At 71.7% G+C, this 23,688-nt stretch carries 17 protein-coding genes and 1 pseudogene; 12 read left to right on the top strand and 6 right to left on the bottom strand.

All coding sequences use genetic code 11. The features are described 5' to 3' along the window. Positions 1-281: 281 nt before the first annotated feature. On the bottom strand, positions 282-956 hold the full coding sequence (locus tag QMK28_RS10925; RefSeq protein ID WP_326436875.1) for a bifunctional DNA primase/polymerase: 675 nt from the start codon (positions 954-956) through the stop codon (positions 282-284). A gap of 439 nt (positions 957-1,395) precedes the next feature. Here QMK28_RS10925 and QMK28_RS10920 point away from each other — a divergent pair, with 439 nt between their 5' ends. Next, positions 1,396-2,784, top strand: a complete 1,389-nt coding sequence (locus tag QMK28_RS10920) for a transcriptional regulator (RefSeq protein ID WP_326436874.1) — start codon at positions 1,396-1,398, stop codon at positions 2,782-2,784. 409 nt (positions 2,785-3,193) lie between these two features. After that, positions 3,194-5,509: a hypothetical protein gene (locus QMK28_RS10915; protein WP_326436873.1), complete on the top strand. Its 2,316-nt coding sequence runs from the start codon at positions 3,194-3,196 to the stop codon at positions 5,507-5,509. A 94-nt stretch (positions 5,510-5,603) separates the two neighbouring features. On the opposite strand, the gene QMK28_RS10910 is transcribed toward QMK28_RS10915, so the two are convergent. Then, positions 5,604-6,929, bottom strand: coding sequence for an ABC transporter substrate-binding protein (locus QMK28_RS10910; RefSeq protein ID WP_326436872.1), 1,326 nt, complete (start codon positions 6,927-6,929; stop codon positions 5,604-5,606). A 117-nt stretch (positions 6,930-7,046) separates the two neighbouring features. Between QMK28_RS10910 and QMK28_RS10905 the strand changes: the two genes are divergently transcribed. Together QMK28_RS10905 and purU are read left to right on the top strand one after the other, a co-directional pair. Further along, entirely contained in the window at positions 7,047-7,547 is a 501-nt protein-coding gene (locus tag QMK28_RS10905) for an SCO4402 family protein (RefSeq protein ID WP_326436906.1), read from the top strand. Between the two features lie 190 nt (positions 7,548-7,737). Next, entirely contained in the window at positions 7,738-8,619 is an 882-nt protein-coding gene (gene purU, locus QMK28_RS10900; protein WP_326436871.1) for a formyltetrahydrofolate deformylase, read from the top strand. A gap of 135 nt (positions 8,620-8,754) precedes the next feature. On the opposite strand, the gene QMK28_RS10895 is transcribed toward purU, so the two are convergent. After that, a complete protein-coding gene (locus QMK28_RS10895) occupies positions 8,755-10,389 on the bottom strand; it encodes a zf-HC2 domain-containing protein (protein ID WP_326436870.1) in 1,635 nt (544 codons plus the stop codon). Then, entirely contained in the window at positions 10,386-10,952 is a 567-nt protein-coding gene (locus tag QMK28_RS10890) for a sigma-70 family RNA polymerase sigma factor (protein ID WP_326436869.1), read from the bottom strand. The genes QMK28_RS10895 and QMK28_RS10890 overlap by 4 nt, the downstream gene beginning before the upstream one ends. Before the next feature lie 390 nt (positions 10,953-11,342). On the opposite strand from QMK28_RS10890, the gene QMK28_RS10885 reads away from it, so the two are divergent. Then, complete coding sequence (locus QMK28_RS10885) at positions 11,343-11,717, top strand: STAS domain-containing protein (protein ID WP_326436868.1); 375 nt, start codon at positions 11,343-11,345, stop codon at positions 11,715-11,717. A 271-nt stretch (positions 11,718-11,988) separates the two neighbouring features. On the opposite strand, the gene QMK28_RS10880 is transcribed toward QMK28_RS10885, so the two are convergent. Then, positions 11,989-13,662: a class I adenylate-forming enzyme family protein gene (locus QMK28_RS10880; protein ID WP_326436867.1), complete on the bottom strand. Its 1,674-nt coding sequence runs from the start codon at positions 13,660-13,662 to the stop codon at positions 11,989-11,991. Positions 13,663-13,962: 300 nt separating this feature from the next. On the opposite strand from QMK28_RS10880, the pseudogene QMK28_RS10875 reads away from it, so the two are divergent. The 4 genes and pseudogenes from QMK28_RS10875 to QMK28_RS10860 form a co-directional block, all read left to right on the top strand. Next, positions 13,963-15,150: pseudogene (locus QMK28_RS10875) on the top strand (amidohydrolase family protein); the annotation flags it as partial. A gap of 107 nt (positions 15,151-15,257) precedes the next feature. Continuing rightward, positions 15,258-16,439, top strand: a complete 1,182-nt coding sequence (locus QMK28_RS10870; RefSeq protein ID WP_326436866.1) for an acyl-CoA dehydrogenase family protein — start codon at positions 15,258-15,260, stop codon at positions 16,437-16,439. A 7-nt stretch (positions 16,440-16,446) separates the two neighbouring features. Beyond that, entirely contained in the window at positions 16,447-17,643 is a 1,197-nt protein-coding gene (locus QMK28_RS10865; RefSeq protein ID WP_326436865.1) for an acyl-CoA dehydrogenase family protein, read from the top strand. A gap of 414 nt (positions 17,644-18,057) precedes the next feature. Beyond that, positions 18,058-18,567 (top strand): ATP-binding protein, encoded by a 510-nt coding sequence (locus QMK28_RS10860; RefSeq protein ID WP_326436864.1) that lies wholly within the window; start codon positions 18,058-18,060, stop codon positions 18,565-18,567. A 119-nt stretch (positions 18,568-18,686) separates the two neighbouring features. Here the strand turns inward: QMK28_RS10860 and QMK28_RS10855 are convergent, their stop codons facing one another. Further along, complete coding sequence (locus QMK28_RS10855; RefSeq protein ID WP_326436863.1) at positions 18,687-19,655, bottom strand: cyclase family protein; 969 nt, start codon at positions 19,653-19,655, stop codon at positions 18,687-18,689. Positions 19,656-19,855: 200 nt separating this feature from the next. Here QMK28_RS10855 and QMK28_RS10850 point away from each other — a divergent pair, with 200 nt between their 5' ends. The 3 genes from QMK28_RS10850 to QMK28_RS10840 all read left to right on the top strand — a co-directional run bounded on the left by QMK28_RS10850 (position 19,856) and on the right by QMK28_RS10840 (position 23,604). Next, positions 19,856-20,767, top strand: a complete 912-nt coding sequence (locus QMK28_RS10850) for an SDR family oxidoreductase (RefSeq protein WP_326436862.1) — start codon at positions 19,856-19,858, stop codon at positions 20,765-20,767. 90 nt (positions 20,768-20,857) lie between these two features. After that, a complete protein-coding gene (locus tag QMK28_RS10845; protein WP_326436861.1) occupies positions 20,858-22,102 on the top strand; it encodes an acyl-CoA dehydrogenase family protein in 1,245 nt (414 codons plus the stop codon). Beyond that, a complete protein-coding gene (locus tag QMK28_RS10840; protein ID WP_326436860.1) occupies positions 22,099-23,604 on the top strand; it encodes an aldehyde dehydrogenase family protein in 1,506 nt (501 codons plus the stop codon). The genes QMK28_RS10845 and QMK28_RS10840 overlap by 4 nt, the downstream gene beginning before the upstream one ends. The last annotated feature ends 84 nt before the right edge of the window (positions 23,605-23,688 follow it).

Here is a 23,688-nt window from a genome sequence, read left to right as displayed (position 1 = left end):
GTGCTCGCGGTCCCGTGCCACTGGTGCTGCCTCTCGCCCGTCTCGCGCGGGAACGGTTGCGCCCCCGTCCAGCGGCCCACGATACGGGTGGCCTGGTTACGGGGGCGCAGCCGGAGGCGGAGCGGTTTCGCCGGGGGCGCACGCGGCTCACCACGCGGCGCACGGGGTTCATCCCCGGGCGCGGGCCGGCGCTTCGGCCTCAGCGCGCGGGCCGCCGCCGCTCCCGGCGGCGTACGGGAGCGGGCGTACGGGAGCGGGCTGTTCAGTTCCTCGGCTCGGCCTCAGCGCGCGCGGGCCGCCGCCGCTTCCCGGCCGCAGGCGTACGCGAGCGGGCTGATCAGTTCCTCGGCGTCCGGCAGCCAGCGGTTGGCGGCGGTGGGCCGGCGGGCCCACTGCACCGAACCGTGCGTGCCCATACGGCTCGGCGGGGCGACCACGTAATCGCCCTCGCCCCGGGTGACCAGGTCGATCGTGGCGGGAGGCCAGCCGACCTTGCGGATCAGGTCGGGCACCTTCACGGCCGCGCCGGGCAGCACGAAGAAGATCATCCGCCGGTTCGGGGTGCAGCTGATCGGCCCGAGCGTGATGTCCATCCGCTCCATGCGCGCCAGCGCGAGGCAGCCCGCCGTCTCGGAGACGTCGATCGCGTCGAAGGTACGGCCGGTGGGCAGCAGGATCGAGGCATTGGGGCTCTTGGCCCACAGGCGGCGGGCGGCCACCGCGCTGCCGGTGGCCTGGGTCGCCCAGTCCGGCCGGGTGGGGTGCGCGCCGGGTACGGGGCAGTCGGCCGCCTCGCACGAACAGAGGGGCGCACTGCCTCCGTGTTCTTCCAACGAGGTGCCGGGAAACACGTCCCAATGCCGCTCTTCTGCGTAACGCACCGCAGTGTCGAGCAGCTGCTCGCCGCGCTGCTTGGGGATCTGCGGGGCTGCTGTGACTCCGAGGGTCTCTTCCACGCAGAACTCAACTCCGCTTGTCACCAAGGGTTACGGCCAGGGGCTCGGTCGGACACGGGCGCATCGTTCCGCCATGTGGGGCGCATGGATGCAGATGCGGGGGCGCGCATGAGGACTCGGCGTAATCGGTGGGTAGCCCCTGCGTAACGGGGTCGCCACGCGGCCGCCGACAGGCTGCCGGCCAGAGGTCCGGCCCTCGGAGAACGCACTGAGCAGCACGGCATGAGCAGCACGGCATGAACTGAACAGCACTCCGTGAACAGCACAGCGCACCGCACTGACCCGCTGACACCGGATCGTTAACACCCGATCCGGAAACACCGCATCGAGTGACGCGACGGGTATAGCAGGAAACTTCTGCATTTCTAGCCACTGAGAAGGCAATGATCACTGGGGACAGCGTTCCCGGTGAACGCACCGCATCCTTAGGGGGTCCGACATGGCCGCAAGGCCGTTGGTGGCACGCCAGCCGAACGAGCGACTCCAGGCGCTCATCCAGGAAGCCGCCTGTTCCAACGCCGGTTTGGCCCGACGCGTCAATATGTGCGGTATCGAGCACGGGCTCGATCTGCGCTATGACAAGACGTCCGTCGCGCGCTGGCTGCGCGGCCAGCAGCCACGCGGTCGCGCGCCGGCCATCATCGCGGAGGCGCTGGGCCGCAAGTTGGGCCGTACGGTCACGATCGACGAGATCGGCATGGCCAACGGCAAGAACCTCGCGTCCGGCGTGGGGCTGCAGTTCTCGCCCACCGTGGTCGGCGCGATCGAGCAGGTCTGCGAGTTGTGGCGCAGCGACGTGGGGCGGCGCGACTTCCTGAGCGGCTCGACGGTCGCCTCGTCGGCGCTCGTCGAGCCCAGCCGCGACTGGCTCATCACCGGCGCGGACACCCAGGTGGCCCGTACGGCGGGTTCGCGGGTCGGCCCGTCCGACGTCGACGCGGTCCGGGCGACGACGAGCGCCCTCGTCGCGCTGGACCACCAGTACGGGAGCGGGCACGTCCGCCCTGTGGTGGTGCACTACCTCAACAGCGTCGTCTCCGGGCTGCTCGCCGGCTCGTACCGCGAGGCCGTGGGGCGTGATCTCTTCGCCACGGTCGCGAGGTTGACGGAACTCGCGGGCTACATGGCCGTCGACACCGGCCAGCCGGGGCTGGCGCAGCGCTATTACATCCAGGCGCTCCGGCTGGCGCAGGCCGCGGGCGACCGTGGGTACGGCGGCTATGTGCTCGCTGCGAGCATGAGTCATCTCGCCGCCCAGCTGGGCAATCCGCGGGAGATCGCCCAGCTGGCGCGGGCCGCGCAGGAGGGGGCGCGCGGAAGGGTCACCCCGCGCGCGGAGGCGATGTTCTGTGCGGCGGAGGCGCGCGGGCACGCGCTGATGGGTGACGTACGGGCGTTCCAGGTGCTGGCCGGGCGGGCGACGGCGGCGATGGAGCGGGCGCAGGCCGCGTCGGACGAGGGCGACGACCCGGTGTGGATCTCGCACTTCGACGAGGCGTACCTCGCGGATGAACTGGCGCACTGCCACCGGGACCTCGGCCAGCCGGAGCCCGCGCGCCGCCGCGCGGAGGAAGCCCTCGCGGGGCACCCGGAGACGCGGGTGCGACGCCGGGCGATCGGGCTGGTGCTGCTGGCGACGGCGCAGGTTCAGCAACGGGAAGTGGAGCAGGCGTGCCACACGGGGACGCAGGCGGTGGAACTGCTGAGCGGGCTGCGCTCGAACCGGGGCGCGGAGTACCTGGAGGACTTCAGGGAGCGCCTGGAGCCGTACCAGGACGAGCCGGTGGTGCGGGAGTTCGGGGCGCGGATGGAGGTCGCCGCGGCCTGACGGAGCGCGGGCTCCTGAGCGCGCGCGGGCTGCGGACGCGTGGCCTGAGAGCGCGGGGTCCGACAGCGTGCGGTCCGATGGCGGGGTGGCTGCCGGGTTTGGCCGGCGGCCACCCCGCCCTCGGCATGGCTGCCCGGTCTGGCTGCCCGGTCTGTTCATCCGGCCTGGCTGTCCCGCTGTCCGGTCCGCTCGTCCGCCCGGCCGGGGTGTCCGGGCGGGGTGTCCGGGCGGGCCGCAGTGCGGGTGGATCTTGCTGATTGGGCTGGTCGGGGCGCTGGAGGGGCAGGGGGAATGTCCTGATGCGGAGTGGATGGTTCCGGGAACGCGGAACGTGAGCGTGGTTGAGCGGTGCGGAGACCCGGTAGCGTGGGCCGACGGTTCCTTAAGGTCGGCATAAATAGGAGTCCCGGTGACGCACAGCGGACAGGGCCACGACCCGCAGATACCTGCGGTCCAGCCCGCCCACGAGGGCGTCGTGCTGCCCGCTCACGGCGAGCCGTGGGTACCCGATCAGCAGGCCGCGCCTGCCTCCGGGCAGCCGTGGGGGCAACCCTGGGGACCGGACGCCGGAACGGCGACTCCCGGCCCGCCCGGAGAGCTGACGCCGCTCCCCGCGTCCCCCTTCCCGTTGATCCCCGCCCAGTTGCCGCTCCCGCCCGCTTCGCAGCCTCTTCCGCTGCCGCAGGGCCGAGGACAGAGCGACGGGTACGGGCAGCCGCTGCCCGGCCAGCAGGGATACGGGCAGCAGGGGTACGGGCAGCAAGCGCCCGGCCAGCAGGGATACGGGCAGCAGCAGGGCTACGGCCAGCAAGGGCAGAGCCAGCCGGGGCAGAGCCAGCAAGGGCAGAGCCAGCCGGGATACGGCCAGGAGGGCTACGGCCAGGATTACGGCCAGGGGCCGGGGCCGATACCCCAGGCGCAGATGCCGTCAGGCCAGCTGCCGCAGGGCTATCAGCCGGCCCAACCCCCGGCGCAGCCGCACGCAGCCCAGCAGCAGCCCCAGGCCCAGCCGGGCTACACGTACGAAGGCCAGCAGGGCCACAGTCAGCAGGGATACGGCCAGCTGGGGTACGGCCAGCAGGACCCCGGACAGAACCATGGCCAGCAGGGGCAGGGGCAGGGGCAGGGCCAGAGCCAGGGCCAGAGCCAGGGCTACGGCAGGCAGGACTACACGCCGCCGCCGGCCCAGATGCCGCAGCCACAGACGCCTCCGCCCCAGATGCCCCCGCCCCAAACACAGCAGCCCCAGACACAGCAGCCGCACCCCCACATGCCGCCGCCGCAGATGTCCGCCGCCGACGAAACGCAGATGCTCCCGCCGATACCGGCGGCCCAGGACTCCGACGCCACGCAGCTCATCCCGCCCTTCGGCTCGGCTCCGATGCCGCCGATGGGGCAGTCGTACGGGCAGCAGAACCCGGTGCCCGCGCCGTGGGGCGCCCAGCAGGGGCGGCCCGAGTCGGACTCCGAGTCGACGCAGATGATGCAGCCCGTGCCCGGGGCGCACCGGGCGGGGCCTTCGGCCGGTGGTCAGGCGAGCCCGCTGCCGCCCGAAAGCGGCGCTGAGGCAACTCAGTTGATCTCTCCCATTCCGTCGCACGGGCCCGTTCCACCCCAGGTGTCCCCACAGTCACAAGGGTCTCCGCAGTCACAGGGATCCCAGCAGCCTCCCCCGTACACCGCCGCTCTCCCGCCGGAGAACTCCGGTTCCCGGCGCGGGATGCCGCCCGAGGTGGACCCGCCGCGGCCCGCCGCCGCACCGTTCGGGATACGGCCCGGCATGCCCGGCGACCGGCCGCCGCCCGCCGAGTTCGACGGGCTGTTCAAGGCGGAGGCCCCGGAGGAGCCCGAGGGGCCGGCCGCCACCCAGCAGATGCCGCGCTTCGACCCGGCGACTGCGGGCTCGCAGCAGCCGCGTCAGCAACAGCCCCAGCCGCCGCGCCAGGCACAGCAGCCGCGCCAGCCGCCGCAGCAGCCCCCGTACGGGCAGCCGGCGCAGCCGCAGCCGGCTCCCGGGGCGTACGGGCAGCAGGCCGCCCCGGAGGCGTATGAGCCGCAGGGGCGGGCCGCGCGGCGCGGTGCGGACCGTAAGCGCAAGATGTCCCCGATCGCCCTCATCGCCATCGTCGTGGCGGGGTGCACGCTGGCCGGGCTGGCCGCCGGGGCCGCGCTCACCTCGGGCGGGGACGACAAGTCCGAGGACAAGGATCCGGGCGCCGCCGCCACTGCGGGCGGTGCCGACGAGAAGCCGGACAAGCCCGCCGTCGACCCGGCGAAGAAGCAGGCCGTAGCGCTCGACGCGCTGCTCAAGGACAGCAACAACAGCCGTGATTCGGTCATCGGCGCGGTCCAGGACACCAAGAGCTGCACGAATCTGGCCGGTGCGGCGAAGGACCTGCGCGAGGCGGCGAAGCAGCGCAACGGCCTGGTGACGCGGTTGAGCACCGTCTCCGTCGACAAGCTGGCCGATCACGCGGCGCTCACCGCCGCGCTGAACAAGGCCTGGAAGTCGTCCGCTTCGGCCGACAACCACTACGCGGCCTGGGCCGGCCAGGTGGCCCGCAAGAAGGGCTGCCACAAGGGCAAAGCCCGGCTCACGCCGCAGACCGCCGCGGGCAACCGGGCGAGCGGCGAGGCGACGCTGGCCAAGGACCAGGCGTCCAAGCTGTGGAACGCCATCGCTGCTCAGTACAACCTGACGAAGCGCGAGAAGACGCAGCTCTGAGCGGGGCGCAGCCAGCAGGGGACGGGGCCAGCAGGGGGCGGGCTGAGGCGAGTTCAGTCCCGCCGCAGTCCCGCCCGTAGCCCCTCCCGCACGCTCACCCTTCCTGGCGGTGCTCCTCCAGCGTCTCGCCGACGTTCACGGAACCCTTCCGTACGGCGACCAGTTGGCCGTTCCGTACGACCTGGAAGGTGACCATCGCGTTGACGATCCGGGGGAAGTCCTGGACCGCGAGCATGTCGCCGTGCCGCCAGCTCAGGGTGGGGGTCAGCCCGCCGGTGTCCACCGTCGTGCCGCGGTCGAGAGCCTGCGAGATGGTCCGCGGGGAGATCTCGTCGTCGCCGAGCGACTCGATGACCTGGCGGAGCGCGGTGTAGGCGATCCAGGTCGTCTGGACGCCGGGGTCCGCGGGGTCGACGCGGTTGTCGCTGAAGGCCTGTTCGCGGATGACCTTGCGCATCGGCGACCAGCGGGCGTCGTCCGCCGCCGGGTACCAGCTGGTGGCGAGCGCGCCCTCCAGCGGGCTGGCCTTGCCGCCCGTACGGTCCACCAGGGACTGCTGGATGCTGCCGACGATCGAGGCGATGCCGACCTGGTGGTTGTCGCGCTGGAGCCGCCGGAAGGAGTCGAAGAAGGTGTCCGTGCGGTCCCCGAGAGCGGCCGTGACGCAGCCGCCCGCCGCCTTCGCGTTGTAGCCCGGCGTCCCGAGGCGGTCGGAGTCCGCGCCCACGCCGCTCAGGGCGAGCTGGGCCTGCCGGGTGTACTCGGTCGCGTCCTCGGGGGCGCGTACGTCCTTGGCGGGCGAGCGTTCGCCCTGTACGAGGCCGGAGTTGAGCAGTCCGGGCAGCTGGTCGCCCGCGATGGTGTCGGGGCGGACCAGCGAGACGCGCTCGCACTGGCGGGCGAGCTGCCGTCCGCTGCCCGCGAGCAGCGTGGCCTGGCCGCCGTTGACGGGGTAGGAGAGCGGGCTGTTGAACTCCTCGTCGGATATCCCGTAGCCGCCGATGTAGGGAATCCCGGCCGCTTCGAGCGGGGAGACGAACGCCCGGCCGTGCTGGCTGTACGAGCCGACGACCGCGGCCACCTTCGCGTTGACGGCCTTGCGGGCGCAGCGGGCCGCGCGGATCGAGCGGTTGTGGTCGTTGCAGGTGAGGACCTTGAGGGGGTGGCCGTTGATGCCGCCCTGCGCGTTGATCCAGCGGGCGTACGCCTGCGCCATGGCGGGCATTCCCGGCATATTGGTCGCGTGGGTGCCCTCGGGCGCCCAGGTCATGACGGTCACCGGGTCCTTCGAGGAGTCCGCCGTACCGCCGGGGAGCGCCCCGCAGCCGCTGAGCAGTGACGCGCTCACCGCCATGGCCGCCGCGGCCGCGGCAGCCGTCCTGGAGGGATGGAGCAGGGGAGCGCGCAGGCGTCCGGTCATGTTCGTCAACCATTCCGCCTCACTGGGAACAGCAGCGTGACCGCAGAGCAACGGGTGGTGACGCAGAGGTGAATTCAGGGGGCAGGGTCCGGCCGGGCTGTGGAGAACGTACGATCGATCACCGTGCAAGGTTCGGAGAACTCTTCCCGTCGCGGCTGTCGCTCGCCCACCATGGGTGGCATGCCGCTCAATGACATGCCCTGGTGGCGCTGGCGCTGCAATGTGCGCTCGGCGCTGCACATGCTCTCCGACCCGGTCTTCCAGCGCGAGTGCTGGCTGGCCGGCCTCCCCGGATACGGGGACGTCACCGACGCCGTCTACCGGCTCGTCGAGGACACCTGGCTCGACAACTGGTCCGCCGAGAAATACGTCGGGACGATCTTCCGTGACTCGCAGGAGGCGGCGATGGTGGACGTCGCCGTGCTGCGGGTGCTGCGCATCATGCATCAGGTCGGCCCGGACGCCCAGGTCGGCGCTTACATCGAACACCACGGCTGGCCCGAGGCCCTGCGCGCCGCCCGGGACGCGCACGTACGGATGGCGACGAGCGACGGCGAGGACCCGGACGCGCCGCCGCGCTCGCTCGAAGTGCTGGCGATCATGACGCGGAGCGTTTGAGGCGGAGCGCTTGAGGTAGGGCGCTTGAGGTAGAGCGCCTCGCCTGACGGGGAGCGCCTGCGGCGGGCTGTCCGGCGGGGGTGGCGGGGCTTGGCCTCGCGGTCCTCCTCGTGGCCCTCGTCGCGGTCCTCCTGGCGGCGCTGGCCGGGTGGTCCCGGTGTGCGCGCGGGGTGTGCCACGCTATGGGGTCATGAGCGATTCGCAGCCCGCTGCCCCCGAACAGCCCGAACAGTACGTCCTGACGCTGTCCTGCCCGGACAAACAGGGCATCGTGCATGCCGTGTCCAGCTATCTCTTCATGACCGGCTGCAATATCGAGGACAGTCAGCAGTTCGGCGACCATGACACCGGGCTGTTCTTCATGAGGGTGCACTTCTCGGCCGACGCCCCGGTGACGGTGGAGAAGCTGCGGGCGAGTTTCGCGGCGATCGGCGACGCCTTCCGGATGGACTGGCGGATCCACCGGTCCGAGGACAAGATGCGCATCCTGCTGATGGTCAGCAAGTTCGGCCACTGCCTCAACGACCTGCTGTTCCGCTCGCGGATCGGTGCGCTGCCGGTCGAGATCGCCGCCGTGGTGTCCAACCACACCGACTTCGCCGAGCTGGCCGCCTCGTACGACATCCCGTTCCACCACATCCCGGTGACGCGCGAGACGAAGGCCGCCGCCGAGGAGCAGCTGCTGGAGCTGGTCCGGACGGAGGACGTCGAGCTGGTCGTCCTCGCCCGCTATATGCAGGTGCTCTCCGACGACCTGTGCAAGCAGCTCTCGGGGCGGATCATCAACATTCACCACTCCTTCCTGCCGAGCTTCAAGGGCGCCAAGCCGTACCACCAGGCGCACGCGCGGGGCGTGAAGCTGATCGGTGCGACCGCGCACTTCGTGACGGCCGACCTGGACGAGGGGCCGATCATCGAGCAGGAGGTCGAGCGGGTCGGGCATGACGTCACCCCCGACCAACTGGTGGCGATCGGGCGCGACGTCGAATGCCAGGCGCTGGCGCGAGCGGTGAAGTGGCACAGCGAGCGGCGCGTGCTGATCAACGGCCGCCGGACGGTCATCTTCGCCTGAGCCGGGTCCGCCTGAGCCGGGTTCGGGCGCGGCTGCTCGGGCTGGCCAGCGGTGCGGACAGGGGCTGGTGAGCGCCGGGATGCGGTCTTCTCCACAGTGTGACGCGGTCTGGTCAGCGGCGGGACGCACCCCCGGTCAGAGGCGGGACATGGAAGCCGCCGCGAAGAGCACGTCCCGTATCGCCTGCCGGTCGCCGTCCTGGCCCGCGGCTGCTTCCTCGGGCGACACATGCCCCGCGGTCAGCTGGCAGAACTCGACGCTGTCCAGGGCTATGTGCGCCACCGACTCCTCGGGCGAGGCGGTGGCTCCGGGGGAGTCCAGCGCGATGTACCAGTGGCCGCCGCCGCTGCCCTCGACCTCCAGATGCAGCGTGCGGCCCGGTGCGCCCGCCGCGACCAGCCGTCCCGGCGGGCCCGCCAGGCCCGCCCTGCGCCGATCCGCGAGGGCGCTGGGCAGCAGCCGCGCGGCCAGGTCGACCATCCGGTGGAGGTGCCCGGGGGACGGGGCCCGGTACGGGTAGTCGACGGCTTCGGCGATGTCCCCCGCGTGCACCCAGCACTCGAAGGCGCGCTCCAGGAACGCGTCGCGCAGCGGCAGCGCGAAGCCGCCGTAACCGACGCCGAGTTCGGACGTGCCGCCACCGGCGAAGGAGACCGTACGGACCAGGGTGTGCGCCTGATCGCGCCACGGGGCGCGGATCGCGCTCGGCGGCCCGGCGGTGGGCGATCCGCCGGACGCCGCCCGCTGGACCGAGCGCCAGTACGCCTCGGTACGGGCCGTGGGCGACCCGGGAGCGTGCGGCCCGGCAGGGGAGCTGGACGCCGACGCGGGGGCGGCCAGGAAGCCGGGGACGCCCGGGGCCGTGGTCGTGGTCGTGAGCGGGTCGGACAGCCCGAGCGCGGTGGCCACCAGGCCGTCCACGATCATCAGATGGCCGATCACCTCGGCGACCGTCGTCTCCCGCTCGACCGCCCGCTCACCCTCGAACCACCGCAGCCGCACCGGCGCCCGCCACTCGGACTCGCCGATGTCGCGCAGCAGCGCGTCGAGCCGGGCCACCTCCGCGTCGTACGGAGCGGCCCACTGGGGCACCGGAATCCTGGCCGGACGGCGGCCGAGGCACGCCTCCAGCACCCGGGAGCGCAGCATCGGGTCCAGGTCGAGGCTGTCCTCCGGGTGCAGCAGATCCACCGCGTCGCGCAGCCGCAGCGCCTCGTCGGCGCACGCGGCGCAGTCGGTGAGATGCGCCTCGACGGCGGCGGTCTCCTCCGCCGAACAGGCCGCCAGGGCCCAGGCGCCCAGCAGCGACTTGAGAACGAGGTGCCCGTAGCCGACGGGTTGGATCTCGGACTGCGGCTGGGGCGGCGGCCCCGGCCGCTCACGCGGGACGGGCCGCTCACGCGGGGCGGGCCGAGGCGCGCTCCGGTCGGGAAGCCGACGGTGCGGGCCGCCGCCCTCGGAGGACTCGCGGGGCCTCGGGATGCCGAGTCCGTTGGGCGGGGTGGGGGCGTCCGGGGGTGTCTCCGGGGTGGGCTCGCTCCGGTCGGGTTCGCCGGTAGCGGGCTCGCGCGGGTCGCTCGCGTCCGCTGTCGCGTCTTCCGCCGCTGTTGCTTCTGTTGCCGCTTCTGCCGCCGGTGGCGCGGGCGGCGGGGTCGGCAGCGGACCGTTGTCCTCCGCGGCGGACCGGGGACGCGGGATGCGCGGCGGTTCGTCCTGACCGTCCCGGCCGTCCGGGTCGGTCGGGTCGACCGGCCCGTTCGCGCCGGTCACAGCGCGGTTCCGTAGCCGGGAGGCGACATCGCGCGAGGGGAGTGACTGTGGGCCGTGGAGAGCAGTTGCAGGCCCAACCGGAGCCGCCTGCACGCCTCCTCCTCCGTCACGCCCAGATCCACCGCCGTCTCGCGGTAGTTGCGGCGCTGGAAATAGGCGAGTTCGAGCGCGGCCCGCAAAGGGGCGGGCATTGACGTGACGATGAAGTCGGCGCGGGCGGCGGTGGACGCCTCGTCGACCTTCGCTTCGATCTGCTCGGGGGTGCCGTTTCCCTGGATCTCGGCCTGGCGCAGCCGGTTCACGGCCTCGCGGTGGGCGAGGGAGGCCACCCAGGAGCGCAGCGGGCCCTGTTTGGGGTCGTAGGCGTCCGGGTTTTCCCATACGTAGCCGAAGACTTCACGGGTGATGCGGTCGGCGGCCTTCTCATCGCCGAGGACGCGGTGGGCGAGGCTGTGCACGAGCGACGCGAAGCGGTCGTACAGCTCGCCGAGCGCGGCTGCCTCGCCGCGCGAGAGCCGTTGCTGCATCCGGCGATCCCAGCGGGGCGGTGCGTCACGCGTCATACGGCCCCCTCCGAGCGCCCTGCGTCCAAGTCCCAGCATCCACGTGGCATCCAAGTGCCCACCACACCGAATGTAATCGCCCGGACTGACAACGCACGCCCCTTTACGTCAAAGTGCGCCCCCGTAGTGACGCCGGATGGTATTGAGGTCGTCACTTTGCGCTGGTTTCCGATGATGGCCGAGGATCATTGCTGCGTGAATACGCCGATGTGTTACGCGGGCGTGACCGCAACTCCGGAGGAGAAGCGGCCGACCTGGGCATAAGCTCAAAGAGAATGACCTGGTGCGTGTGGTGTTTCGCCAGGGAGAGGCCGGGCAGCCGAGGCTGGAAGGACTACTTCCGGCTAGTCGATGGTGAGACCGGCGACCGAGTGAAGGGGCTTCGAGCGCGTGACATTGAAGGTGGAAGAAGGCGAGCGGGGGGACTGGGCAGTCCTGTGGGTTTCCGGTGAAATGGATCTGGTGACCTCACCGGCTGTCCGCCAGCACGTACACGACGCGGTCGCCGAGGGGCGTCGCAGTCTGGTGCTCGATCTCTCAGGTGTTCGCTTCTGCGACTCCAGTGGCGTCGGAGTGCTGATTGCCGCGCGTCGGCTGATGCGCTCGTGTCAGGGAAATCTGCGGCTGATCCTGCCCGCTTCGGGAGCCGTCGACGGCTCCCATGTGAACCGTGTCCTCGCCGCTCTCGGCGTCCGCCGCCTCTTCGACGTCTTCCCCGACCTCGTAGCGGCCACGAACGACGCCGCCCAGCCGCTCTCCGCCTGACACCGGCGCGAGCAGCCCCGGTCCGATCGCCGGGGGCGTCGGCCTTGCGCGCTCCGGCGTGCGCGCCCCCGCGTGCGAATCGTCACCCCGAGGTCCCTCGGCGTCCCCGCCGACGTCCGCGCCACACGCTCACGGCCAAGGCCGTGGATCGTACGGACGCGGTACGGGATCCGGCACTCCGCCGCGCGCTGACGGGGTCGCTTTCCTGCCGGGTCGTGCGGTAGCGCCCCGCGCGGCAAGGCGAGGGCAGGGGGCGGGCAGACCGCCCCTCTCACGCGTCCCGCTCCGAGAACCGCTCCCGCAACTTGTACTTGAGCACCTTGCGAAGCGCCTCGTTGCGAGGCAGCGCCTCCACCAACTCCAGCTGCTCCGGCAGCTTATGGACCGACAAGCCCTCCGCCCGCAGATAGAACGTGATCGTCTCCAGCGTCAGCGGCACCGCGCCCGGCGGCTGCTCCACGACCGCGCAGACGCGTTCGCCCCTGGCCGGGTCCGGCAGGCCGATGACGGCCGCGCCGCCGACGCCGGGGTGCTGGTAGAGGAGTTGCTCGATCTCCTGGGCGGAGATGTTCTCTCCCTTGCGGATGATGACGTCCTTCGCCCGCCCGGTCAGCACCAGATGTCCGTCCGCGGTGAGATGGCCGAGGTCGCCGGTGATCAGGAAGCCGTCGGCGTCGAAGGCCCGCGCGGTCTCGGCCTCGTCCAGATAGCCCTGGCAGACGGCCTCGCCCCGGAGCCGTACGTCACCGTCCACGCCCGGGGGGAGCACCTTCCCCGCCTCGCCGCCCGCCTGGCCGCCGGCATCCGCCTCGCCGTCGGGGCTGACGATGCGGATCTCCATGCCTTCGGGCGGTCGCCCCTCCGTGGTCGCGAGGTGTTCCGTCGAGTCGTCCGGGGCGCCCATCGTGATCATGGGGACTTCGGTCATGCCGTAGCCGTGGGTGAGTTGGCAGCCCAGTTCGCGGACGACCTCGTGGTAGATCTCCGGCGGCTTGGGCGCGCCGCCGCCCGCGAGGAGGCGCAGCGAGGGGAGCAGCTTGCGGGACGGGTCCTTGCGCTGCTCGGCCAGGAACATCGAGTAGAACGCGGTGCTGCCGCCCGCCACCGTGACCCCGTGCCGCCGGTAGTCGTCGAGCGCGGCGGGCATCGCGAAGTGCTCGAAGAGGACGGCCGGGAAGCCGTAGAGGAGCAGCATCACCGTGTAGTCGGGCCCGGCGACATGGGCGTACGGGAAGGCCATGGAGCCGACGTCGTCCGAGGTGAGCCGCAGCGCGTGGGCGAGGCAGGAGCCGGCCGCGAGCAGGCTGCGGTCGGTGTGCAGGACGCCCTTCGGGTCGGAGGTGGTGCCGGACGTCCAGTAGATCCAGCGCACGGAGGTGCCGTCCGCCGGGGGCGGCGGGAGGATGCCGGGGTCGGCGTCCGGGAGGCGGTCGTACGCGGTGAGGACGAGCGGCGGCCGGGGCAGTCCGGGGGCGAGCCGGGCGGCCATGGCCGGGTAGTCGAAGCCGCGCCACTCGCCGGGGGTCGCGAAGAACTCCGCCTTCGCCTCGCGCAGCGCGTAGCCGACCTCGCGGTCCCGGTAGAACGGGATGAGCGGCGTCTGGACGGCTCCGAGCCGGGCCAGCGCGAAGGACAGCAGGGCCGTCTCGATACGGGTCGGCAGCTGCCAGGCGACCCGGCTGCCGGGGCGCACGCCCAACTCGTACAGCCCGGCGGCCACCCGCTCGGCGCGGTCGCGCAGCGCGCCGAAGGTGAGGCGGTCCTCGCCGGGGCGGGGTGGGGTGGGGGCTGGGGCGTCCGGGGCGTCTGAGGTGTCCCGGGCGGACGCGGCCTGGATGAACACCAGCGCGTCCGGGGTGAGCGTCGCGCGCCGCTCGACGAGTTCCCAGAGGGTCGCCGAGGCTCCCAGCTCGTGCGCGATGTCCGTCATTCCGGTGTCGGTCATGCCGCCCTCCCCGTGTCTGCCGATGTGCCTGCGCTGTCGGTGTGCCTGCCCTGCTGGTGTGTGTAAGAGGCGTTCAGCAAAACTGACACTTCGTCAGATCGTGCGGAGAGCGTAGAGCCCCGCGCCTTGTCGGTCCAGAGGTCGCGGCGCTAGCCTGAATCTGACGGGTCATCAGAAAGTGGCGCCCACCCGGTTGGCCGCCCACTCGAACACACCGCCCGCCCGGACACCCGGACACCCGGACACCCGGACACCCGGACACCCGGACACCCGGACACCCGGACACCTGAGGGGAACCTGATGGAACTGCCGCGGATCGTTAGCGTCGACGACCATGTGATCGAGCCCGCCCACCTCTTCGAGACCTGGCTGCCGGCCAAATACCGCGACCGCGGGCCCAAGCCGCTGACAGCCGGTATCGGCGAGCTGGAGTACACCGGCGGCAAGTACGTCATCACCATGGACCCGGACGGTCCGCCGACCGACTGGTGGATCTACGAGGACCTGAAGTTCCCGTACAAGCGCAACATCGCCGCCGTCGGCTTCGACCGCGACGACATGACGCTGGAGGGGATCACCCGGGCCGAGATGCGGCGCGGCTGCTGGGACCCCAAGGCGCGGCTGGCCGACATGGACCTCAACCACGTCGAGGCCTCGCTCTGCTTCCCGACCTTCCCGCGCTTCTGCGGGCAGACCTTCGCGGAGGCGCGCGACAAGGAGGTCGCGCTCGCGTGCGTGCGGGCCTACAACGACTGGATGGTGGAGGAGTGGTGCGGTGACAGCGGCGGCCGGCTCATCCCGCTGTGCGTCATCCCGCTCTGGGACATCGACCTCGCGGTGGCCGAGATCCGGCGGAACGCGGCGCGCGGCGTCCGGGCGGTGACCTTCAGCGAGATACCCACCCACCTCGGGCTGCCGAGCATCCACTCCGGCTACTGGGATCCGTTCTTCGCCGTCTGCCAGGAGACCGGCACCGTCGTCAATATGCACATCGGCTCGTCCTCGCAGATGCCCGCCGCCTCCCCGGACGCGCCGCCCGCCGTCCAGGCCGCGCTCAGCTTCAACAACGCGATGGCCTCGATGATGGACTTCCTCTTCAGCGGCGTGCTGGTGAAGTTCCCGACCCTGAAACTCGCCTACAGCGAGGGCCAGATGGGCTGGATTCCGTACGCCCTGGAGCGCGCGGACGACGTCTGGGAGGAGCACCGGGCCTGGGGCGGAGTGCGCGACCTGATCCCCGAGCCGCCGTCCAGCTACTACTACCGGCAGATCTTCTGCTGCTTCTTCCGGGACAAGCACGGCGTCGCGTCGCTGGACGTCGTCGGGCGGGACAACGCGACCTTCGAGACCGACTACCCGCATGTGGACTCGACCTTCCCGCACACCAGGGAGGTCGCGCTCGACCACGTCAAGGGCCTCGGCGACGAGACGGTCTACAAGCTCATGCGCGGCAACGCCATCCGGATGCTCGGGCTCGACCTGGACCGGCACATCGATCAGTACGCCGGGTTGGCGGCGCGGTCGGTCGCGGGTCCGGTCGCGAGTCCGGACCCGGTTACGGGTTCGGTTACGGGCGGCGGGCGGGCGCGCCGCTGATGGACCTCACCTACACGGACGAGGAGCAGGACTTCCGGCGTGGCCTGCGCGACTGGCTGGGCGAGGTGCTCCCGAAGCTCCCGCCCAAGCCCGACCCGGCCGACTGGCCCGGCCGGCGCGCGTACGACACCGCCTGGCAGCGGACGCTGTACGACGACGGCTACGCCGGACTGCACTGGCCCGCCGACGCGGGCGGCCAGGGCGCGACCCCCACCCAGCACCTGATCTTCCTGGAGGAGACGGAGCTGGCGGGCGCGCCCTACGTCGGCGCGAACTTCGTCGGGCTGCTGCACGCCGGGCCGACGATCGCCGCCGAGGGCACGGCGGAGCAGCGCGCCCGCTGGCTGCCGTCGATCCTGCGCGGCGACGAGATCTGGTGCCAGGGCTTCAGCGAACCCGAGGCGGGCTCCGACCTGGCCGCGCTGCGCACACGGGCCGTCCGGGACGGGGACTCGTACATCGTCAACGGCAGCAAGATCTGGACCTCGCACGCCGAGGTCGCCGACTGGTGCGAACTGCTGGTCCGGACCGAGCCGGTGAGCGAGGCGGTCCCCAAGCACCGGGGGATCTCCTGGCTCGCGATGCCGATGGACGCGCCGGGCGTCACCGTCCGGCCGCTGCGCACACTCGCCGGGTCGACGGAGTTCGCCGAGATGTTCCTCGACGACGTGCGGGTGCCGGTCGGCCACCGGGTCGGCGCCGAGAACGACGGCTGGCGCGTCACCATGGTCACCCTGTCCTTCGAGCGCGGCACCGCCTTCGTCGGCGAGGTCGTCGCCTGCCGCCGGACGCTGGGCGCGCTCGCCCGTACGGCCCGGTGCAACGGGCGCTGGGACGACGCGGGGCTGCGCAGACGGCTGGGCAGGCTGGCGGCGGAATTCGCGGCGCTGTGGCGGCTCACCCAGTGGAACGTCAGCGAGGCGCAGCGCTCGCTGCGCGCCGGGGGCAGCGGGGTGCCGGGGGCCGGCGGATCGGTCTTCAAGCTGCGGTACTCGCAGGCGCGGCAGCAGCTGTACGACGTGGCGGCCGAGGTGCTGGGCCCCGCCGGAGCGCTCGACGCCGGACACGAGTGGACGGCCGACCGGCTCTCGTCGCTCTCGTACACGATCGCGGCCGGCACCTCGCAGATCCAGCAGAACATCGTTGCCGAGCGGATCCTCGGCCTGCCGAAGGGACGGTGATCGCGGCGTGGACTTCCAACTCACGGATGATCAAGTCGCGTTGCGGGACGGGGTGCGGCGGCTGCTGGCCGGGAAGTTCGGCAGGGAGGGGCTGCGGGCTGCGGCGGATGCGGGATATGGGAGCGATGGGGAGGGAGGGATTGGTGGGGAGAAGGAGACTGGTGGCGGGAGTTTTGGGGCGGCCCCGGTGCTGGACCGGGCGCTGTGGGCCGAGCTGGGTGCGGCCGGCTTCTTCGGTCTGCGGCTGCCGGAGGCGGACGGGGGCGTCGGACTCGGTCTGCCCGAAGCGGTGTTGATCTTCGAGGAGGCGGGCCGGGTCCTGCTGCCGGGCCCGCTGGTCGCGACGCACCTGGCGGCCGGCTTCATCGAGGGCGCGGCGGACGGGCGGACCGTCGTGACGATGATCGACGGGGGCGGGCGGTCGTCGGGGGAGGGGCTGGTCGAGTACTTGCGGGCGGCCGATGTGGTGCTGTCTCTGGGTGGGGAGCCGGGTGGGGAGTGCGATGCGGAGGGCGAGGGCGAGGGCGTCCGCGTGGTGCCGCCGGCCTGGATCAGCGGGATGCGGGGGAGCCCGGCAGGGCTGTCGGGGCCGTCGGAGCTGTGGGGGCTGACAGGGCAGTCAGCCCCCACGGAGCGCGGTGCGTCGTCGCGATTCGTGGTCGAGTTGATACGGTCCGTGGACCCCGTCACGCCGTTGCACCGGGTGCTGCATGAGGGGTTCGGCGCGCCGGGCCTCACCGGTGCGCCCGCCGGGGCCCCCGTCGCTGCGGTGCTGCGGCGGGAAGCCGCCCTGCTCACGGCCGCCCAACAGCTCGGCAGCGCGGCCCGTACGGTCGAGATGGCTGTCCGGTACGCACGCGAGCGCTCACAGTTCGGGCAACCGATCGGGGCGTTCCAAGCCGTGAAACATATGTGCGCACAGATGCTCGTACGCGCAGAAATCGCCCGGAGCGGTGTCTATGCCGCAGCGGCCATCGGGGGCGCGCTCGACATCGCGGCCGCCAAATTGCTGGCCGACGAGGCCGCCGTCCGCAATGCCCGTGACTGCCTGCAGGTCTACGGCGGTATGGGCTTCACCTGGGAGGCGGAGGTGCACCTGCACCTCAAGCGGGCCTGGCTGCGGGCCGAGCAGTGGCAGCCGGCGGCGGCCGGCGAGGAGGCGCTCGCGGCCGGACTGCTTCGGGGGGCGAATGTCGACTCGTAGCGCTAAATATCGGTAAATGACGGGATTGTCATCATGGGCCGTTACCGAGCGTCGATATCGGGTTGTGTCCTAGGCGTGACTCGTCACGGGGTGGAGTCGGAGCCCGGCTCGGGTACGCTCCGTTGGATGCGAGTGGTCCTCGGGCGCAACTATCCCGGTGTTGCCTGTGTGGCGACGCCGAGCTGTCGGATGCGCGCCGCTCGCGACGGGTGGGAGCGCGATGCGCCCCACTGTTCGACTCCCCGCAGCGCTCGTCGCACAGTATGCAGTACGCGTACTCCTTTGCGCCGGAATATGCCCGAAGCGCTTGTTGGGGTGACTGTGCGTCAACCATGCTGTTCTTCAACGGGATCACGGTGTGTGATCACGTGGAGGCGCGAGGCGATGTGTCCGCCGGTTCGGATGGTGTGAGCGGTGCAGGTGCTTCAGGTTCAGTTGGAGGTCAGGCCCGACCCTGCGGAGGTGGGGCGTGCCCGGAGGTGGGCGCGCTCACGGCTCGCCGGGTCCGGGATACGGGACGACGAGCCGTTGGCCGAGACGCTCCTGCTGCTGATCTCGGAGCTGGTCACCAACGCGGTCGTGCACACCGGCTGTCCGGCTGTGCTGCGGATGTGGTTCCCGGGCGTACCGGACGATGACATTGCCGGGCGCGGCATGCGGGTGCCCTCGGTCAACGCCGCCGGCGCCGGCCAGGGCACCGTGCGGGTCGAGGTCGCCGACTCCAGCGCCCGCCCGCCATGCCAGCGGCACGCGGACAACGCGGACACCAACGGCCGCGGCCTGGAACTGGTGGACGACCTCGCGGACCGCTGGGGCTGGCAGCCGGAAGGCGCGGGCAAGCGCATCTGGTGCGAGGTGGACCGCGGCGAGCCGCTGTTGATGGGGGCTTACGAGCCGCCGTGCGCTGTCAGTAACCGGGTGTAGTCGGTCGGCTGTAGTCGGGCGGCTGTCCACGGGTACGCCAGGTGTGGCCGCGTGCAGTCGTCCGCTGGCCGGGTGTGGTTTGCCGGTCCGGTCGTCGAAATGCTGGAAGCGTCGTGGTCCTAGAAGATCGCGACCGGGGCGACCGGAGCGCCGGAGCCGCCGACGAAGGGCTCGGGCATCGCCGACAGCAGGAAGGCGTAACGCCCCTCCTCCGCGCAGACCGCCGACAGCTCCTCCAGATTCCAGTTCTGCCCCTGGAGCATCCCCATCTCGACCAGGTCGAGGGCGTGCACGGGCATCCAGAGGTTCTCTATCTCCGGCGGGAAGATCTCGAAGGTGAGGGTGTCGTTGGCGACGGCGGCGACATCGCGGGCGTGGAACCACTCGGGCGTGCGGATGGACAGGCCGGGGGACGGGAAGGCGTAGCCGTTCTTGTCGCCGGCCAGGTAGTGCTGGATCTGGCCGGTCCGCACGAGCACGATGTCCCCGGCCCTGACCTTGGTGCCGGCGAGTTCCTCGGCCGCGTCCAGGGCTTCCGGGGTTACGGCGTGGCCCCCGTCGAGCCGTGAGGCGGGGGTGGTCGCGGCGGGGTCGCCGGAGGCGGCTCGGGCCATGTCGAGAGCGCGGGCCACATCGAGCAGGACGCAGCGGGAGACGATGTGCCGCGCCTTCTCGATCCCGCCGAAGGCCGCGCCGCCGTGCGCGGTGATCGAGTCCGCGGGGCGGCCGTTGTAGATCTTCCCCGAGTGCGATACGTGGGTCAGGCCGTCCCAGTGGGTGGCGGCCTGGAGGCCCATCGTCACGGCGTCGTCGGTGGTGGCGACGGTGTCGGGGCCGAACATCTCCAGGTTGATCGCGACCATCGTGTGCAGCGGATTGACCCGGCCCGGGATCATGCCGGTCTGCACGCCGTCCTGCTGGAGCGGGAGCGCCAGCGGGACGCGACGGCCGGTTCGGACTGTGGCGGCGGCGTCCCGTACGACCTCGTCGGTGATCAGGTTGAGGGTGCCGATCTCGTCGTCCGCTCCCCAACGGCCCCAGTTGTTCACGCGCTTGGCGATGTCGTGGAACTCGGGTGGCAGTGCCATGAGGGCCTCCTTGGCCGGCGACGGACTGGGCGTCCCGCGCGCCCCGCGTTGGACGCCTCCCCCGGACCTCTTTGGGCCGCTCGCGGGGGTTCCGCTCGCGGGGTTCTCCGGAAAGCGCGGTGTGTACGGGGCTTGTGCTCGGGCTCTGCTGTGCTCATAGAATCTAACGGTCCGTCAGAAACTGCGGGAAGGGGCGCGACGTGGGGAACTTCTTGGCCGGCAAGGTGATCGCCGTGACCGGCGCGGGGCGGGGCATCGGGCGGGCCGTCGCGCTCGCCTGCGCCGCCGAGGGCGCACAGGTCGTGGTCAACGACTACGGCGTGTCCATCGAGGGCGGCGAGCCGACGAGCGACATCGCGGCGTCCGTCGTGAAGGAGATCGAGTCGGCGGGCGGCGAGGCCGTCGCCGTCGCCGACGACGTCTCGACCATGGCCGGCGGGCAGCGGATCGTGGACACGGCGCTCGCTTCGTACGACCGGCTCGACGGGGTGGTGTGCGTAGCCGGGATTCTGCGTGAGCGGATGCTCTTCAACATGTCCGAGGAGGAGTGGGACCCGGTCATCGCCACCCACCTGAAGGGCACCTTCACCGTCTTCCGGGCCGCCTCGGCCGTGATGCGCAAACAGGGCTCCGGCACCCTGATCGGCTTCACCAGCGGCAACCACCAGGGAAGCGTCGCGCAGGCCAACTACAGCTCGGCCAAGGGCGGGATCATCTCGCTGGTCCGCAGCGCGGCCCTGGGCCTGCACAAATACGGGGTGACCGCGAACGCCGTCGCGCCGGTCGCACGGACCCGGATGTCGGCGAACGTGCCGATGGAGCTGAAGGAGATCGGTGAGCCGGAGGACGTCGCGGCGCTGGTCGTCTACCTGCTCAGCGAGCGGGCCCGCGCGGAGCGGATCACCGGGCAGGTCTACACGATCGCCGGACCCAAGATCGCGGTCTGGGCCCAGCCGCGCGAACTCCGGGCCGGCTACGCGGACGGCAGCTGGACGCCGGAGCGGATCGCCGACTTCCTGCCGGGGACGGTGGGCACCGACCCGATGCCGCTGCTGACGCAGCTCGAAGCGATGGCCGAGGCCGCGACGGCCAAGGACCGGCCCAACGGCTGACGAGGACGGGGGCGGGGGCGGGGGCGGGGTCGGGGCATTCAGCGGCCGCGGACACATCGGGGCGGGGCCAGGCGGGGAGAGGGGAGCGGGATGGACTTCAGTTTCGGGCCGGAGGACGAGCGGTTCCGGGCACAGGCGCGGGCCTGGCTGGCCGCGCATCTGGTCGGCCCGTACGCCGGGCTCAAGGGCCGGGGCGGCCCCGGCAGCGAGCACGAGGGAGCCGAGGACCGGCGCGGCTGGGAGCGCGAACTCGGCGCGGACGGCTGGATCGGGCTCGGCTGGGACCGGGCGCACGGCGGCTACGGCAACCGGGGCGCGACGCTCACCCAACAGGTCGTCTGGGCCGAGGAGTACGCCCGCGCACAGGCCCCCGGTCGGGTCGGGCACATCGGCGAGAACCTGCTCGCGCCCACCCTGCTGGCATACGGCAGCCCGGCGCAGCGGGACCGCTTCCTGCCGCCGATCGCGCGCGGCGAGGAACTCTGGTGCCAGGGTTACAGCGAACCCGAGGCGGGCTCGGACCTGGCCGGGATACGTACCGCCGCCACGCTCGACGCGGGCGACAGCGGCTACCGGATCACCGGTCAGAAGATCTGGACCTCGCTGGCGCACGAGGCCGACTGGTGCTTCGTCCTCGCCAGGACCGAGGCGGGCTCCCGCCGTCATCATGGGCTCTCCTTTCTGCTCGTTCCGATGGACCAGCCGGGCCGGATCGAGGTCCGGCCGATCCGGCAGCTCTCCGGGACCTCGGAGTTCAACGAGGTCTTCTTCGACGGAGCGGCGGCCCGCGCCGAACATGTGGTGGGTGGTGCCGGCGGCGGCTGGCAGGTCGCGATGGGGCTGCTCGCCCTGGAGCGCGGGGTCTCCACGCTCGTCCAGCAAATCGGCTTCGCGAGCGAGTTGGGCGAGGTCGTACGGGTCGCGCTGAGGACCGGCGCGGCGGATGAGCCGACGGTGCGCGACCGGCTCGTACGGCAGTGGGCGGAACTCCAATCCATGCGCTGGAACGCGCTGCGGACGCTGGGCGCGCAGAGCGGGACGGGCGGACAGGGCAGGCCGGGTGGGGCGGACCCCGGCGCGGCGAGTGTCGCCAAGCTGCTGTGGGGCGGTTGGCATCAGCGGCTCGGTGAGCTGGCGATGCAGGTGCGTGGCGCGCCCGCCGCCGTGGGCCCCTACGACTGGTCCGCCGACCGGCCGTATGAACTCGACGCCCTGCAACGCCTCTTCCTCTTCACCCGCGCCGACACGATCTACGGCGGCTCGGACGAAATTCAGCGCACCATCATCGCCGAGCGCGTGCTCGGCCTCCCGAAGGGAGCCCGGCCATCAACGTGAACCCGGCCACCAACGTGAACCCGGCTGTCAACGCGAAGCCGAATACCTACGGGCACTGGATCAACGGTGCTTGGCACACCCCCTCTCAAGGCCACTACCCGATCATCAACCCGGCGACCGAGGAGGTCGTCGGACACGCCCCGGAGGGCACCGCGGACGAGGCCGACGCCGCGGTCGACGCCGCCCGAGCCGCGTACGAGGGCTGGTCGCGGACCCCGCCGCAGCAGCGGGCAGCCGTGCTCGACCGGATGGCCGAGCTGCTCGCGGAACGCGCCGGCGAACTCGTGCCACTGCTCCAGGCGGAGACCGGCGCGACCCTGCGTGTCACCGCTGGCATGCAACTGCCGCCCGCCGCCGACCGATTCCGCCGCTACGCCCGCGGCGCGGTCGAGCCTGACACCGTCGCGCTCGCCCCGCAGCCCGTGAAGTCCAGCGCGCTGGCGCCCGGCGGACTCATCGGGGCCGCGGCGGTCCGCCGCCCCGTCGGGGTCGTCGGCTGCATCACCTCCTTCAACTTCCCGGTCGCCAACCTCGCCGGCAAACTCGCCCCCGCGCTGGCCATGGGCAATACGGTCGTCGCCAAACCCGCGCCTCAGGACCCGCTGACCTGCCTGGAGTTGGGCCCCTTGCTGAAGGAGGCCGGGCTCCCGGACGGCGTCTTCAATATCGTCACAGGGTCGGGTGCGGAGGCGGGTGAGGCCCTGGTCGCACATCCCGGTATCGACATGATCAGCTTCACTGGCTCCACCTCCGTGGGAAAGAAGATCGCCGAGTCGGCGGGCCGGACGATGAAGCGCACCCTCATGGAGCTGGGCGGCAAGGGAGCGGCCATCGTCCTGGACGACGCCGACGCGCGCGTCCTGAAATCGGCGATCGGCGCGGTCGCGTCGACCTGGTCGTTTCACAGTGGTCAGATCTGCACGGCGCCGACCCGAGTGCTCGTCCATCGATCGCTGTACGAGCAGGTCGTCACCGGTCTCTCACAGTACGCACAAGCACTCACGCTCGGTGACCCTGTGGATAACTCCACGGTCGTCGGCCCGCTCATCAGCGCCGCCCAGCGCGACCGCGTCGAGTCCTACATCGCCGGAGCCCGCGAGCAAGGGGCCCGGATCGTCACGGGCGGCCGGCGCCCCGACCTCAAGCCGGGCTTCTACGTCCGGCCCACCCTGATCGCCGACGCCACCCCTGAGATGGCCGTCGCCCGGGAAGAACTCTTCGGCCCGGTCGTCGTCGCCCTGCCCTACGACGACGAGGACGAGGCCGTACGGATCGCCAACGGCACCCCGTACGGCCTGTACGACTACGTCTTCAGCGCCGACGCCGGCCGCGCGTGGGCCCTCGCCGCCCGGCTGCGCAGCGGAAACGTCGGGATCAACACCGTCCAGCGGCACCCCGAGACACCGTTCGGCGGATTCAAGGAGAGCGGCATCGGCCGGGACGGCGGCTCGTTCGGCCTGCACGCGTACAGCGAACTCCAGTCGCTCGTCTGGCCTTCCTGACCGGGGACCGGCCCACCCGCCCCGTCCAGCCCACGCATCCCGTTCCGCCCACCACCCGCCCCATCAACGTTCCTGAAGGGAATC

Source organism: Streptomyces sp. H27-D2 (assembly GCF_035828615.1).
Taxonomy (GTDB): domain Bacteria; phylum Actinomycetota; class Actinomycetes; order Streptomycetales; family Streptomycetaceae; genus Streptomyces.
The sequence above is the reverse complement of the archived record's forward strand: the minus strand, read 5'-3'. Positions and strand labels throughout refer to the sequence as shown.